Here is a 15,780-nt window from a genome sequence, read left to right on the forward strand (position 1 = left end):
GCCCCCTGTGGCAGGGGCATCAAAATCCTGGCGGCTGCGGAAAAGTATCCTGACGATTGATTTTATTTCGAATCCGCCAACGCTCAATTTTCGATACCGTGGTTGCCCAGTCGTTCGGCAGTGATCAGAAACGACGCCAAAATGGGAACAGGGAATGAGCAAATCGCCTCAAGAGGCCATCATTCGATGCGAGGGAATCTGGAAGGTTTTCGGAGCAAGGGCGAAAGATGCCATCCGCGCCGTTAAGGCCGGACAGCTGAGTAAGATTCAAATCCGTGATCAACTCGACTGCATCGTCGGCGTGCGGGACGCCAGTTTTAGCGTAGGCCGCGGCGAAATCTTCTGCATCATGGGGCTGTCTGGTTCGGGCAAGTCGACGCTCATCCGCCATATCAATCGGCTCATCGAGCCGACCGACGGGGCCGTGTACATTGAGGACCGGAACGTCAATGCCATGGGCGCGAGGGAATTGAGGCAGCTTCGCGCAGAAAAGATCGGCATGGTTTTCCAGAACATGGCGCTTATGCCTCACCGCAACGTCCGCGACAATGTAGCGTTCGCTCTTGAAGTTAGAGGGGTTCCAGAGGCCAAACGTCGGGATACCGCGCGCCAGGCAATCGAAGCAGTTGAGTTGACGGGCTGGGACCTCAAGTATCCGGACGAACTATCTGGTGGAATGCAGCAGCGCGTGGGACTCGCTCGTGCAATAGCTGCAAACCCGACCATACTGTTGATGGATGAACCGTTTTCTGCGCTCGACCCGCTCATAAGGCGTCAGTTGCAGGGAACGTTCATGGAGCTCTCAGCTGAGCTCCACAAGACTACGGTCTTTATCACCCACGATCTCGACGAGGCCATCCGTATCGGGGACCGCATCGCTATCATGAAGGATGGCGTCCTGGTGCAGGTCGGCACACCGGAAGAAATCGTCACGAACCCAGCCGACGATTATGTGGCGCAGTTCGTCAGCGGCATCTCTAAGTTGGATCTGGTGACAGCGGCCAAAATCATGCAGCCGCTAGACCAATACAGACAGCAGTTTAACGGGACCGATCTGGTGGATTTTCCCGTCGCGCAGCCTGCCGACAAGCTCAACGCGCTCGTCGACCTGTCTATCGGAACCAACAATCCAATTCTTGTGAAGGAAGGGGACGCCGTCGTCGGCGTCGTAACGAAAGATGCCCTTCTTCGTGGGATTCAGGGGCGCGACGACGCCGCGAGTTTTAACCGGAGGGCCGGCTGATGGCCGACAAACAAAGCTTCAACTGGCTGGATCCTTTCTCGAGCATCGATCTTGATGTCGCAGGGCATTCAGATGGCATCAAGGAGTGGGCAATCGAGCATCGCGAAGCGATCCAGCCTCTCAAGATGTTCCTGGACGTGCTGATCCAAGGAATTGAACGAACCTTTCAGACCATTCCTCCATTGGTGATGTTTGCAATCATTTTGCTGATTTCCTGGCAGGCTGCGGGCCGTCGCACCACCATTTACGTCGCCGGCGCGTTGCTCGTTCTTGGCTTCCTCTCTCCAGAGGCCTGGTCATTGGCTATGACCACCCTCGCCATTGTAGTCTCGGCCGTAATTATCGCCGTTATTATTGGGCTTCCGCTCGGAATATTGGCGGGAAAGAGTGATCGTTTTGAGATGATCCTCCGGCCGATATTGGACACAATGCAGACCATTCCGGCCTTCGTCTATCTCGTTCCTGTCGTTATGCTCATCGGGATTGGCAATGTCTCCGGCGTGCTCGTCACGGTCATATTCGCCTTGGCTCCGCTAATCAGGCTCACGTCGCTCGGCATTCGAACTGTGAATCCGAGCGTCGTCGAAGCGGCCAAGGCTTTCGGAGCAACTCCTTCGCAGATCATGTTAAAAGTCGAGTTGCCAATGGCGACTCCGACCATCTTTGCTGGCCTCAATCAGACCATCATGCTGTCTCTTTCAATGGTGGTCATCGCATCGATGATTTCGGTCAAAGGCCTTGGCAACGAGGTGCTCCGCGCAATGGGGCGTCTGGATGCAGGCAAAGCCATTGTCGGCGGCCTAGGCATCGTGATGCTGGCAATCATCCTGGACCGAATAACCCAAGGCCTGAACCGCTCAGGGCGGGAGAGAGGGCACCGTCACTGGTGGCAGACCGGCCCCATTGGACTCGTCGCAAACCTCTTCCCCAAAAGCACTTGATCAACGTCAAAAACCTAAAAAAGGAGGAATACATGAAACTAGCATATCTCACTGCAGCGATCGCGTTATCGCTCGCAGCCAGTCCCAGCATGGCCAATGACAAACCCGGCGAGGGTGTCACTGTGCGCCCTGTCATCCAGCCGACCATCGAGGAACTGTTTCAGGCTCGGATCGTCTTTCACGCCCTGAAGGACCTCGGCTATACCGTCGCTGACCCCCAGGAAGTGGTTGCCCAGACGGCCCACCTCGCGGTAGGCACCGGCGACGCCGACCTGTACACCGCTAGCTGGGACTCACTGCACCAAAAGTTCTTCGAGGAAGCAGGTGGTGAAAAGGTGATGACAAAGATCGGCACCCTGGTCGATGGGTGCCTGCAAGGATACTTGGTCGATAAGGCTAGCTACGACGCAGGCGTTAAGAATTTGGGCGACCTCAAGGATCCGAAGATCGCAGCCAAGTTCTCCACGGACGGGTCCGGCAAGGCTGCACTTGCGGGCTGTGTCCCCGGTTGGGGATGCGAGCGCGTGATCGAGCATCAATTGACGGAGTACAAACTTCGCGACACCGTCACTCACAATCAGGGCGAATACAACGCCATCATCGCCGACACGATCGCGCGCTTCAAGAACGGAAAGCCCGTCCTCTACTACACCTGGACCCCCTACTGGGTATCGGGCGCACTGGTTCCCGGGAAGGACGTCGAATGGTTGAGCGTGCCTTATACGTCGCTGCCGGACGGAGCCAAGGCCAATACCACCTTCGACGGTAAGAACCTGGGCTTTGCGGTCGACAGCGAGCGCATCGTTGCTCGCAACGACTTCCTCAAGGCCAATCCGGCGGCGCGCAAGTTGTTCGAGGTCGCGAACGTCAGCATCAACGACGTCTCAGCCGAGAACAAGCTGATTGCTGACGGCGAGAAGAGTTCGGCGGATATCGACAAGCATGTTGATGCGTGGATCAAGGCCAACCAAGCCGAATACGACGGGTGGCTCAAGGCGGCTCGTGACGCCGCTAAGTAGCTCAACGAAGGGGGCGCCGCTAGCGGCGCCCCCCAACCGATGTATCCTCCATGACTGCTCCAGCCACTTCAATTTTCTTCTAATTGGGGAATTTTCTCATCTGGCGTTCTCGTGCGCGGTCGAACCTCATCGGATCGCAAACCTCGTCGCGGCCAGGACCTCTACGGTTGACAGCATGCGTCCACGAATGGCTACTCGGCGAGGTGTTCAAATAGAGCATTGACCTTGGTCGACAGGGGCCTCGTAGCCAACCCGAGGAGCGAGAACTTGGTTCTTGTCTCGGCCATAAAGGTGCAAAATCATGCGACGCCAGAATTGCTGCGATATCTCCGGGTTAGCGAGCGCACGGGACCTCGATCGCAGCTGTCTTCTCTGGTGCGTTCGTATTGGCGCAAGCAGGCTTCTTGCACGAACGAAACGCCGCGGTTCACTGGGCGTATCATGACCTTTTCGCCTAGCGGTTTCCAACCGTCAAACTCACCCGGTCGGTGTTTGGTCGCGGATGAACAGGCAGCGGACGGCGCGGCCGCGGCCGATTTGATGTTACATTTGATCTCCCGTGACCATGGCCGGGACCTTGCTGCAGCCGTCGCGGATCAGACGGTTTACAACGCCGTTGGGGAAAGAACCGCCACGCAGAAGAAGGTCCAGGCATGGACTCCGTAACTCTTGTCTGGGCGAAGCGATACGCATGATCGAAGAGCATATCTCGTCGCCACTCAGCAACTCAGAATTGGTTTCCCGCGAACACATCGGTTCCGGGCGCGGTGCAGTCTCAGATCCAGAATGTAGCGCTTTGGCGCTGGATCTGACCAGGCCATCACCGAAATCGCGATGTCATGCGGGTTCACCTCAGCCTCGCATTTCGCGAAGGTCTATCGCGATCGATTTCAGCACTCCCGGTAGCCAACGAGCGACGCTCAACTAGAACGCGCCACTGACTGCTGAGGCTCCCAGGCTAGCATATGGGCGATCCGTCAGCGCCAGCTGGCTAAATTGAGCCACCATCGGCCCTCCACGACCGTCGACCACGTTGACCGGACCGTCCGCAGTCTGAACCGAGACTATGTCATGGCTCTCGAGCACACATCTCAAGTTACGCTCCGGCACCCTGGCCAAGAGGGACGATCGCCGCGAAGGCGATGTCTGAACTTGTGTTTTCTGGGACGCTGATTGTGTAACCATCCGCCAGACAATGTCACGGTGCCGCCGGCCCTTCGTCAGGCCTCCATTCTTTGAGATCTTGAGTCCAATGCCCTCCGCGGCATCATCGGCCACAAGCTGTAGATCGACGCGTCATTGGTCGCAAGTTCATCGAAGATGATTGGGATATTTGAGCGCCGGCGGAGCGAGACTCATTCGCGTCGAACGAAACGAAATCAAACCACTGGTCGTCAAGATTTACCCTCTTCGCGACATCGTCCATGCCCAAAAAGAGTTCCTTTCGAAGAAGACGAGCGGAAAGCTAGTCCTCACAATTCCCCAATAAGGCGTGTTCCATGTGTCGGACCTGAGAATAAAGCAGATCGATGTCTTACAGGTGGACCTCCCTTACTCAGGGGCGTCTACACTCTCTCTGCAGGGCGTACCGAAGCTTCGACGCCACGATCGCTAGTACCACTGATTCGGGTATCGAGGGTTGTGGGAAGAGCACTTCGTTTGGTTCCACATACATAGCCGCTCACGCCAAGGGCGTGAGAACGGGGATCGCGGAGATAGCCTCTTCGTTGATAGGGCTGGATCCCAGACGCGTAGACCGCCTAACGACACAATGGATGCGGCTCTGATCGGCCGCGAGCACGCGAAGACGGCTCTCGACGTCGCGTGCTGGGATGCCTTCGGCAAATCGGGGGGCCCCCCGTTTGCGAACTTTTGGGTGGACGCACGAACGTCACCATGCCTGTGATCTCATCCATCTACGTGGGAGATCCAGAGGACATGAGAAAGCGCGTCGCCGAACATCGTAAGGCGGAATGTTGGTTGAGAGCGCCCTGCGGATGCTGGCTTCTGCCCCCGGGTCTTGATTTCGTTCTCGAGGCGCCTTGCGCCACGCGGCGTACTCAACCAAGTTGTCGAAGGCCACGTCTTCTTGGAAGGTGCACCCGAAAAACGTCAGGCCCTTGAGGTACAAGGTTCTTACATCCAACTCCACCAGCGGGCCGGCCGATCGCACCCGCGACTGCATATCGTCCGCCTTTCTTGAGTATTTGCAGCAGTTGCGGAAAGCCAGGGCCTGCAACACGTCAATCGCGACGTCGATCTTCTCATTGCCGAGGTGATCGACCAAGTTTTCGTCGCGAGGCAGGACTTGGTCTGCACCGGCTTCACGGACAAACTCGGCCTTGTCGCGCCCGGCGATCGCGTGGACGTACGCGCCGCGACGCCTCGCGAGTTGCACGGCAGCCGACCCGATACCTCCGGAAGCTCCGGTAATGACCACCCGCTCACCTTTGCTTCACCCCCGATCGATGGAGCAACAGCTCTGCCGTCCAATAGGCGCGAGGGATTGAAGCTAGTTCGACGTCACTCCAATCAGAGTTGACCCTTGTAGATTCGCGTGACGGAGCCTTCGCGTACCGGGCGAAACCTCCGTCGCATTCGGAGCCGAACGTTCAGCATTCCCAGGGTCGATAGTCGACGTAAGACCGCAGCATGTGTCTTACGACCAAGCGCTCGCCTCTCCGCCGAGAGTGGACTCCCTCGCCCACCGCGACGATCCGCCCGCAACGATCTGCCCCTTGGATACGGGGGGACGCGAGTGCTGCACCAGACCAACTGGCGTCGGCATCCTGGGAGGATTGGAAACCGGATATCGCACCGTCCTGTGTTCCGGTCGTTACACCTTTTGAATACCAGCCGATGCGGGTGTTGATGTCAGCGTTGTTAACGCCGGCTGCGGCGACGCGGATTAGGGCTTCTCCCGGTGCTGGCTTCGGTGAGGCAAGATCTGTGCGATATTCGAGCTTTTCGAACCCGCCATGCCCTACGAGCACAACTACCGCCATCGTCGGCGGAATCTCGGCTCGAGCCGAGGAGAGTGTCTGGCGGCATTTCAAGGAATAGGCCGGTTCACGAACGGCGCTCGCGTTCCAAGGTGGACAGTACAACACGACAACAGAACCTAAGACCGTTCGGGCTGACAATAGGTGAAAAAATCAGTCCCGACTTGAGTTTTCAGCAATGACGCCGACAAGCGAAACCAGTTGCTCAGCTACCACTACTCGCGAGGCCCGGAAGGGGCGTCGACATCGCCGACATCAACCGCGATCGCTTCCGGATTTTTCGTTGCTTCGGACAGGAGGGACTTAACATCTCTCGACGCATCAGCGACGTTTTCAAGGGAGACAGTCTGCCCGGCTTCTATGATCCGTTTGGCGACCATATAGGCGCGAGCTTCATTCATAGCATCGAGAGCGAGCAGTCGGCCTCCCTCGAAGTACCAGATAGAGCGTGAGCGTTCACGGTCACCCTTCCTCTCGACGATCCGGTCATAGCCGGTGTTCAACCCGGCAATCTGCAACTTGACGTCATACTGATCCGACCAAAACCAAGGTTTCGCCCGGTAGTTCTCCGAACCTCCGAGCATGTTTTTGGCGACCAGTTCGGCATGGTCGATCGCGTTGCCCACGCTTTCAAGGCGCACCCGCCTTCCCTCATGGGGGAAGGAAGCGCATTCCCCGGCTGACCAGATGCCAGGATCCGACGTGAGGCCACGGCTATCGGTACGGATGCCGTTTTCGATCGCCAGCCCGGCTTCCTCGGCAATGTTGGTCGCGGGGGTCACGCCAATGGCGACAACGACGAAGTCTGCTGGGATCTTCATGCCGTTGGAGAGCACTGCACCGGAAACCCGACCTGTGCCTGTCAGGCGATCAAGTCCCGTATTTTCCAGGATATTGACGCCGTGACTGGAATGCAGGCTGCGGAAATAGTTCGACGTTGGAGGCGCCGCGACCCGCTGGAGTATCCGAGGGGCCACTTCGATCACCGTAATCTCGAGCCCGAGTCTGACTCCGACGGCAGCAACCTCGAGCCCGAGATATCCCCCTCCGACAATGAGCAGCTTGCGGCCTGGCTGGCACTCCACAGCCATTGCGTCGACATCGGCGAGCGTGCGGATTGTATATACGCCTCCCAAGCTGCCGCCTGCGGCCGCCGGTATCTGCCGGGGATGGGAACCTATAGTCAGCGCGAGCTTGTCGTAAGGGATTGAGGCATTGCCCGCACGAACAGTCTTCCTTGCGCGATCGATCAACCTGACAGGCTCGGCCAGTCTAAGATCTATCTCATTCTCTTTCCAGAACGACGGCGCCCGCAGGTAAATTCGCTCCAGTTCCATTTCTCGCAGAAGGTAGCCCTTGGATAGCGGCGGCCTTTGATAGGGCGGCGCTGGCTCCTCGCCAATAAGCGTTACCCGCCCATCGTAGCCCAGGGCGCGCACCTTGGCCGCGAGCGATGCCCCGGCTTGCCCAGCACCGACGATCACTATGCCGGCCATGACAAACTCCTTCCGCAGGTCGGGCGATCAAGCCCCTGTTCGCTGGTCGCTTGAGAAGTCACACCTGCTTTTCGGGCATGTGAAGAACCAGTCCTTCCAATGCGTCGCTGACCTTGATCTGGCATGTCAGCCGAGAGCGGGCAGGATCCGGTTCGAAGGCAAAATCTAACATGTCCTGTTCCATTGCCTCCTTCGGCGGGAGCTTGTCCACCCAAGTCGGATCGACATAGACGTGACAGGTCGCGCAAGCGCACGCGCCGCCGCAGTCTGCCTCGATACCGGGGATACCGTTGTCTCGGGCCCCCTCCATGACCGTGGCGCCTTGGGGAACATCCACAACATGCTCCCGCCCGTTATGTTCAACGTAAGTGATCTTGATCATCGCGATCTTCCTAGTCTTTTGCCCCAAGCGCCGTGGTAAGCAATGCATCAAGCTGATTATTTCTTGCGCATCTCTTTCAGGCGAATTCGGGTGCGGGCGGTAGCCTCTTCCGTGCCATCATGGAAAGTGCCGAACCATCTATCGCAGGGCACTTCGGGCTCACCGTAGTTGCACTCGAAGTAGCGGTGATGCAGCTGATGGAAAAAGTCTCCTACCTTCAGCCCGGAATCGCTGTCCTCGCCGGCGGTCACGGTCTCGTAGCCAGCGTGCGAAGTGATTGCCAGGAGGACCTTCTGCTGCAGCTGGAAGATGAAGTGGATCGGATGGGACGGAATCACCACATGGATCAGAACGGAACTCAGATAGCCGATGTGCTCGACGGGATGCATCGACATGCCGGACCACGGGCCGACGTTCACGTTTCGATGGTGCAGCGAGTGGACCTTGTTGTACAGGGGCCCCCAATGCAGCAGGCGATGTATCCAGTAGAAATGGAAAACACCGTAGATTGGCAAAAAAACGAACCAAAGCACAAACCAGACGGGGTGCTCAGCAAAGCCTAGCATCGGTATATAGCCGTTGGCGTAAGCCCACAGTCCTCCGACTTCATACGCTGTCCAAACCGTCACGCCGCTGACAATCGACCAAAAGACATTGTCCAGGAATTGGCTGTTAAACGTGTATAGGCCGTTTTTCTTATGAAACGGGCGAGCGTCATACCGCAGGTGGTTGCCTTGTCTTTTGAACGTATAGAGATACAGATGCATCCCTCCTGCAACCAGGACCATCAGCGCGAGGTTCCGCAGATAGACTGCTGCGATCCAATCAAAGGCAAAGGTTCGAGCCGTCTCCAAAGAAGGCGACAGGTAAAACCACGTTAGCAACGACACGCCAACCACGAGCAGCCGATCTGATATCGGCAGCCAGGAACTCCAGAGAAGTTTCAGCCCAAGGATCGGTCCGCGCTTCAAGTTAAACGGCGAACGGTCCTGCAGCGGCAAATCTGGGTGGTAGTTCCAGGTCGACTTCCCCGGCAGAGTCACTCCGGGCCTTGTACTCTCTAACGACATAGCCGTTATCCTTTGCTCTTCGCGCCGCACGGGCACGTTTCATCCAGCCGGGCCCGGAAGGCTTCAAGCTCATGAGCCTTCAACGAAACCGATACGTCTTTGTAAGGGAATGAGCCTTCGCGCACCGCCGACTGGAAGGCGCTGAGGGCTTTCAAGCGTTCCAGCTCGATTTCCCGCTGCAGGCGTAGTACGTTGCCATAGGCGTGGGCATGCCGAGGCGGGTTGGCAGTTTCACCACAAATGTCCTCGGAAAAAAGGAACGTAACGTCGCCGCCAGAGCCGGAGCCGATTGAGAAGGTGATCAAGCTCGTTCGCTTGTTGAGCTCCTCGAGAACCTGTTGAGGAACCAGCTCGACCTCGACCGCGAATGCTCCGGCTTCTTCCATAGCGCGAAACTGCTCGGCCAATTTGAGCGCTTCGTCAGCTGTCGTGCCGTAAGCCCGCAGCCCTCCGATCCAGGTGCTGTAGGGTGGAACCAACCCCAGGTGACCCATTACCGGGAAGCTGAGATCAGCCAGCATCCGGATGGTGGCAAGGCTGCGCGTGGTATAGAGCGCGTCCGCGCCCTGATCCATCGCCCGCATTGCTCCTTCAAGGACGTCATTCTCAGTGGGATGATCGACGAGCATGAGAGCGGCGGTGATGAAAGTGTCTGGTGCAGCTTCGCGCACTTCCTTCAACATTTGACTACGGGTGATGATCGTGTCTATTCCGGCGGCGGCAGCCCGCGCTGCCTGTTCGCCATTCATCGCAGTCACTTCCGTGAGCTGTAGCTTCCCTTTGTTGGCGCGCAAATCTGCAACGGTCCAATTTCTCTGAGCCTTGCGGTGACCGAAGGTGAATATATTGCGCATTCAAGTCCTTTCCCGAGCACTACCTTCTGGCCGAGTACGATGTTGCCTAAGGCCGCCTGAATCAAATGAAAGGTGGGGGCCCCTTGCATTCCCTGGAGGAATTCAAGGCTGCGGCGATGGGCGAGCTTGGGCTGGGCAGCCTTTTCGGGCCGATGGCTGCTCGGGACTTTCCCGCCGCCATCGAAGTCCCGCCCGCTATTAGAACGGATTACTCGTCGCGAAAATCGGCACGGATCGGATTAGTCCGTCAAACGTGAGGTTAGCCTATTGAGCCGAACCGGCTGCCGATTTACACGCAGCGATGCTGTGGCCTCCCGAACCCCTCAAAACCCGGAGGTCGCTGGTCGACTAATTCTCTCGGATTCAGAGGGAGTAAAGCCGGGGATATTCCCGCCGTACCGCCGCCATAGCCATTCCTCGAATGGTTCGATTGCAAATTGGGGACGGCGATGGGCAGGCCAAGCTAAGTGATATTGATCTTCCGTCTCTAGGAAATCAGGAAGCGGTGTCACCAACTGACCGCTGTTCAGCGGGTCGCCCAAAAGGCGCAGCCAGCCAAGAGCCACGCCTTGCCCAGCCAAACAGGCTTGAATTGTATTGTAGTAGTTGTTGAAGCCCATCGGCTGGTGATTCTTGGGGAGCTCAAGCGAGAAATGCCTCAGCCATTGGCGCCAGCCAATCCAAGAAGGATGCTGAGCCTGCATATACAGGAGCTCGCATCGCAACAAATCGCCAACGTGTCGCAGGGGTCCCTTCCTATCTAAGAACTCGGGGCTGCAAACCGGAGTCAAGATATCCCGAAACAACGGACGGATCTTGAAATCGGAAAAATCGGGCTTGCCAAACGAAAGTACGAGATCCACTTGGCCAGCGGTTTCAATCCCCTGGGGGTCCGACGTCACAACAAAGATCTCCCCGCCAGGAAAGCATTCCCGCACCTCCGCGACGCGCGGCAATAGCATGAATGCCGCGTTTGCGGTGGAAGTCGAAAGGACGATCTGTTTTTTAGAGCTTTCTTGCAGGAGATCCTCTAGCGCGTCGATGACTTGGGACGCCGCAAGGCTATACGCTCTGAGCAGCCTGTGACCAGCCGGGGTCAAGCTGATCTGTTTATGCGTGCGGACGAAAAGTGGCTGGCCCAGTCGGCTTTCAAGCTCCATTATCTGCTTGCTGACGGAGCTTTGGCTTAGCCCGACCTCCTCACCCGCCAGAGTAAAGCTTTCATTTCTGGCGGCTGCTTCGAAGGTCGGCAAGAGCCGTTGAATGTTCCGGTATACCGTTTTCGTTTGCATAGCTTATGTTGGTAGCGAGAACCGGGAGAGATGCAAGCCAGAGCTCCGTCAAACACCTTCACTATAACCAGCGTTTCGATCTTCAACCCGAAGACGCGGCTTCACTGGGTCCCCGACAGCTTGAGCCTCTACACCCAGGGTAGCAGTTTCTTTGATGGGGGCTTAATCCAGCGCCCGCTTTTCGGATAGTCAATCTTTCCGCCTGGCCCTTCGGCAACGCCTTCTGGTGTGTGCGAGACCTGCCGGCTGCCGCCTGACGCTCAGCCGATCATGGTCCATATCCATGACCGAAGACAGCAGCAGTTATGTGTATTCTGTCCGCAGGTTTGCGAATATCTCGAACGTCGCGCCATGTTCTTCGAATGAGCCGGCTTCATCCATACGACAAAATTGCCTTCACCGTCGTGCCGCCGCATGCGTCCACACCACGGTTGAAAAGCGAAGACTGCAAACGCTCTCCGTTCGCGCTACGCGGCGGGACAAGACATAGCTGCGCTTCTCTAGCGGCTGTTGAAAAAGGGCTCGCGACAGTCTCGGGTTCGTGATTCACTCTGACTATGAAGAGGTGGGAGTGAATCGTGCGGGGCGGTGACGGACAGACGGGTGAACTGTTCGGCTACGTGGACCTTGAGGCTCGGGTTCGGCGCGCTTTGCGCCGTATTCGGGCGATTGTGAATGAGGCGCTTTCGGCGTTGGAGCGGGAGTTTGCGGCGCTGTACTCGCCGATCGGGCGGCCGTCGATCCCGCCGGAGAAGCTGCTGCGGGCTGCTTTTGTAGGCGTTCTACTCGATCCGCTTGGAGCGGCTGTTGAGCGGCTGGAATACAACTTACACGCTGTTCGGCCGAAAGCAGCCTACGCAACATGGGGTCTCAAGCTCCGGGAGAGGATCGGCTTCAAACGAGCCGCCGTGGCCGTGGCGCGCAGATTGGCGGTGATATGCACACGATGCTCAAGACTGCGAGCTCTTCAATCGGACTGCAGGAGCCGCAGCGTAAATCCAGATAGCGTTGAGAATCTGAGCGCCTGAGGCGTCCCCCTGCCGGGACGTGAGCCGAGCCATTCCGTTGATGGGGTTGCATTGCTGTCTCAGCAAAGTGCGTCGTCCACATTGAAGGCTCGTCCCGCGAAGCTCCATTATGCGGCGCCCGATGTCGACCGCGAAGACACCGTGCACGCGGCAGCGCCGTTTCGCGCGATAGATGCCTGACGCCCAAGCCGCGATTAGACAACCCCATCAATCTCGGCTCGCACAAGCGCAAGGCCGTGCGTCGCGCCATCCGCAAGGTCGGAGCCAAGTGATTCTCTTACCCAAAATACTCACCCGACCGACATCCCTCGAATGCTCAAATTACTCCGTCAATGCCGGATAGGACCACCCTCAACCCATCGAACAGTTTTCGCCAAGATCAAACACTGGCTTCGAACGGCGGCCAAACGGACGGCCGAAACCGTCTCTCAGGCAATCTGCGGAATCCTCAACTGGACGTCAAATGACTTCATCCCGCTCTAGCCGCGCTAAGCGCGTAATGCGTGTTCAAGCCTGTCAGCGCGGAACGAACGTTGTGTAGGGTTCGTCCATGATGTCCCGAACCCGACAAGCGCGTCGACGCTTAAGCGGGCAAAAAATGCGGCAACCTCATTCCGCGCGTGGCACGCCGATTGCACCCATAAGGGGGCAGATGCAAACATGGAGATTGACCTATGAAACTCGGTTCCGGGTACAAGGCTTTTTGGGATGCCGCCCACGAGAACTACCCAGATCAAATGAAGCCTGACGGACTTCTTGATCAGGGGTGGCGTGAATTCATTCCTGACTGGCTGGGAATGTTTGACACCATTAGCAACGTGCTGGATGCTGATGATACTGGCCGCTTTGCCAGGCCATCCGATCGAACATGGATGTCGTCAATCTACCCGTGGATTGCTGACAAGCGCTCCACAAAAATTGGAGCTTTGGCTAAGACCTATAAAGGCCTTATCTTTTTAAAAACCCCTTTTGATATTGCTCTTTATCCACGGTTAATTTGGGAGCTCCAGCCTATGACAATTATCGAGCTCGGTTCATATCAAGGCGGAAGCGCACTATGGTTTGCTGACAATATGTCTGTGCTTTGCGATAACCAAGGTGAATTACACTCATTTGACTTGCATACTAAATGCGTTCATAAAAATGCACAAAAGCATCCTTTGATTACATTTCATCAAATTGATCTTTCTGATACGTCAAACTTCGACGAGAACTTGCTGATGAGGCTCCCCCATCCTTGGCTTGTTGTAGACGACGCGCACGTTAACGTATTCAGTGTCTTTTCTTACTTGAATAAATTTATGGCGGTAGGCGACTATTATGTGGTTGAAGACAACCCATTTCAAGTAAATAGAGAGATTATTGACGGATTTCAGATTATCGAGAACTCCGGCTTCCTGATCGACACTTATTACACAGACGCATTTGGAATTAATGTCACTTGTGCTCCAAATGCATGGCTTCGAAAGTCGTAACCTTCGCTCTCATATACAGCCTCGTGGGCTCCCAACGCAGACCGCGCTAGCTCGACCGGGAGTTGCGAGCCCGTCGACGTACGGTCCACTGGGATCGGCGCCGTCAAGTGACTTGAAGTTCAGAGTCGATGTCCACTGGCGGTGCCACCCCACACAATCATGGCCCATCTCGGTGACCTGACGGCAGGGTTCGTAACCTCTAGCAGGAGTTGAAAGCCGAGGCCCTGTGAGGGTGATTCAGTGCCTCCGAAGAGATTCGGAGGCGTGCGCGGCGGCGACAATCGAGCTGGCGAGCTGTTCAGCTACAGCGATCTGGAGGCGCCTGTGCGGCGCAATCATCCGCTGCGGTCGTGAACGAGGCGCTTGCCGCGCTTGAACGGGGAGTTCGCGGCGTTATTTCGCCGATCGGGGGCCCGTCGATCCTGCCGGACAAGCTGCTCAGGGCAATGCTCTTGCAGGCGTTTATTCGATCCGGTCGGAGCGGCTGGAATACGACCTTCTGTTCCATTGGTTCGTCGGCCGCCTTCACGGGCAGCGACAGCCGCTTCCTTACCGGCCAGACGACAGTCTGGCGCTCATCAGCCACTGGCAAGGCACATTGCCATCGCCGAATGCGATTGAACAGCTGCGAAGAGAGCGCGCCGAGGCCGCACTTCGCATCCAGCGCCTGCAGCTGCGGATCGATCGCTTCAACCGCAGGCCCCTCGGCCGCTGGTCCAAGAACCGATGCCGAGCTGCCCATCGTCGCTGACACCGAGAAGGTCCGGGTGCTGCCGGTGCGCAAGCTCAAGCCGAACCTGCCGCGCAAGCGGATCGTTCGCGAGCCGACTTGCGCATGCTGCCCGGGCTGCGGCGGCGATCAGTGTGCCATTGGCGAAGATCAGCGAGGAGATGCTCGACCTGGTCGCCCAGACCTGGCAGGGTGATCGAGACCGTTCGACCCAAATACAGCTGCCGGCCCTGCGATAAAATCATTCAGGCGCCGACAACACTTAAGGCCATTGCACGCGGCGAGCTCAGCTACACTGCGCTCGCCCGGCGATCACTCACGACGTATCGTGAAGAAGAACAAGGTCGGGCAAACCCGCTGGACGATCGAAGACGATGATTCAGTGCCTCCGAAGAGATTCGGAGGCGTGCGCGGCGGCGACAATCGAGCTGGCGAGCTGTTCAGCTACAGCGATCTGGAGGCGCCTGTGCGGCGCAATCATCCGCTGCGGTCGTGAACGAGGCGCTTGCCGCGCTTGAACGGGGAGTTCGCGGCGTTATTTCGCCGATCGGGGGCCCGTCGATCCTGCCGGACAAGCTGCTCAGGGCAATGCTCTTGCAGGCGTTTATTCGATCCGGTCGGAGCGGCTGGAATACGACCTTCTGTTCCATTGGTTCGTCGGCCGCCTTCACGGGCAGCGACAGCCGCTTCCTTACCGGCCAGACGACAGTCTGGCGCTCATCAGCCACTGGCAAGGCACATTGCCATCGCCGAATGCGATTGAACAGCTGCGAAGAGAGCGCGCCGAGGCCGCACTTCGCATCCAGCGCCTGCAGCTGCGGATCGATCGCTTCAACCGCAGGCCCCTCGGCCGCTGGTCCAAGAACCGATGCCGAGCTGCCCATCGTCGCTGACACCGAGAAGGTCCGGGTGCTGCCGGTGCGCAAGCTCAAGCCGAACCTGCCGCGCAAGCGGATCGTTCGCGAGCCGACTTGCGCATGCTGCCCGGGCTGCGGCGGCGATCAGTGTGCCATTGGCGAAGATCAGCGAGGAGATGCTCGACCTGGTCGCCCAGACCTGGCAGGGTGATCGAGACCGTTCGACCCAAATACAGCTGCCGGCCCTGCGATAAAATCATTCAGGCGCCGACAACACTTAAGGCCATTGCACGCGGCGAGCTCAGCTACACTGCGCTCGCCCGGCGATCACTCACGACGTATCGTGAAGAAGAACAAGGTCGGGCAAACCCGCTGGACGATCGAAGACGAT

General features: G+C 57.6%; 10 protein-coding genes and 4 pseudogenes. 8 read left to right on the forward strand and 6 right to left on the reverse strand.

What is annotated here, in order from left to right:
* The first annotated feature begins 154 nt into the window (after nt 1–154).
* The 3 genes from CK215_RS28670 to proX are packed head-to-tail and all read left to right on the forward strand — an operon-like array spanning nt 155 to nt 3,203.
* The gene (locus tag CK215_RS28670; protein WP_095832926.1) at nt 155–1,243 is read left to right on the forward strand and encodes a glycine betaine/L-proline ABC transporter ATP-binding protein; all 1,089 of its coding nucleotides are present in this window, start codon (nt 155–157) and stop codon (nt 1,241–1,243) included.
* Nucleotides 1,243–2,184 carry an ABC transporter permease subunit gene (locus CK215_RS28675; RefSeq protein WP_095832927.1) on the forward strand — a complete coding sequence of 314 codons (942 nt, stop codon included), beginning with the start codon at nt 1,243–1,245 and terminating at the stop codon, nt 2,182–2,184. The genes CK215_RS28670 and CK215_RS28675 overlap by 1 nt, the downstream gene beginning before the upstream one ends.
* Nucleotides 2,185–2,216: 32 nt before the next feature.
* Complete coding sequence (gene proX, locus CK215_RS28680; protein ID WP_095832934.1) at nt 2,217–3,203, forward strand: glycine betaine/L-proline ABC transporter substrate-binding protein ProX; 987 nt, start codon at nt 2,217–2,219, stop codon at nt 3,201–3,203.
* 1,891 nt (nt 3,204–5,094) lie between these two features.
* Here proX and CK215_RS32115 read toward each other — a convergent pair.
* The 6 genes from CK215_RS32115 to CK215_RS28725 all read right to left on the reverse strand — a co-directional run bounded on the left by CK215_RS32115 (nt 5,095) and on the right by CK215_RS28725 (nt 11,260).
* Complete coding sequence (locus tag CK215_RS32115; protein ID WP_095832928.1) at nt 5,095–5,643, reverse strand: zinc-binding dehydrogenase; 549 nt, start codon at nt 5,641–5,643, stop codon at nt 5,095–5,097.
* Between the two features lie 777 nt (nt 5,644–6,420).
* Nucleotides 6,421–7,701: an FAD-dependent oxidoreductase gene (locus tag CK215_RS28705; protein ID WP_095832929.1), complete on the reverse strand. Its 1,281-nt coding sequence runs from the start codon at nt 7,699–7,701 to the stop codon at nt 6,421–6,423.
* 58 nt (nt 7,702–7,759) lie between these two features.
* A complete protein-coding gene (locus tag CK215_RS28710; RefSeq protein ID WP_095832935.1) occupies nt 7,760–8,083 on the reverse strand; it encodes a 2Fe-2S iron-sulfur cluster-binding protein in 324 nt (107 codons plus the stop codon).
* Between the two features lie 56 nt (nt 8,084–8,139).
* On the reverse strand, nt 8,140–9,153 hold the full coding sequence (locus tag CK215_RS28715; RefSeq protein WP_095832936.1) for a sterol desaturase family protein: 1,014 nt from the start codon (nt 9,151–9,153) through the stop codon (nt 8,140–8,142).
* Nucleotides 9,154–9,158: 5 nt separating this feature from the next.
* Nucleotides 9,159–10,007, reverse strand: coding sequence for a 3-methyl-2-oxobutanoate hydroxymethyltransferase (locus tag CK215_RS28720; protein ID WP_095832930.1), 849 nt, complete (start codon nt 10,005–10,007; stop codon nt 9,159–9,161).
* A 323-nt stretch (nt 10,008–10,330) separates the two neighbouring features.
* Complete coding sequence (locus CK215_RS28725; protein WP_170950426.1) at nt 10,331–11,260, reverse strand: LysR substrate-binding domain-containing protein; 930 nt, start codon at nt 11,258–11,260, stop codon at nt 10,331–10,333.
* Nucleotides 11,261–11,877: 617 nt separating this feature from the next.
* Between CK215_RS28725 and CK215_RS28730 the strand changes: the two are divergent.
* The 5 genes and pseudogenes from CK215_RS28730 to CK215_RS31675 form a co-directional block, all read left to right on the forward strand.
* Nucleotides 11,878–12,073, forward strand: a pseudogene (locus CK215_RS28730) (IS5/IS1182 family transposase); the annotation flags it as partial.
* Between the two features lie 928 nt (nt 12,074–13,001).
* Complete coding sequence (locus CK215_RS28735) at nt 13,002–13,802, forward strand: CmcI family methyltransferase (protein ID WP_095832932.1); 801 nt, start codon at nt 13,002–13,004, stop codon at nt 13,800–13,802.
* Between the two features lie 264 nt (nt 13,803–14,066).
* A pseudogene (locus CK215_RS28740) lies at nt 14,067–14,322 on the forward strand (IS5/IS1182 family transposase); the annotation flags it as partial.
* A 616-nt stretch (nt 14,323–14,938) separates the two neighbouring features.
* A pseudogene (locus CK215_RS28745) lies at nt 14,939–15,194 on the forward strand (IS5/IS1182 family transposase); the annotation flags it as partial.
* Nucleotides 15,195–15,596: 402 nt separating this feature from the next.
* Nucleotides 15,597–15,780, forward strand: a pseudogene (locus tag CK215_RS31675) (IS66 family transposase); the annotation flags it as partial.

The organism is Mesorhizobium sp. WSM3864 (assembly GCF_002294955.1).
Taxonomy (GTDB): Bacteria; Pseudomonadota; Alphaproteobacteria; order Rhizobiales; family Rhizobiaceae; genus Mesorhizobium.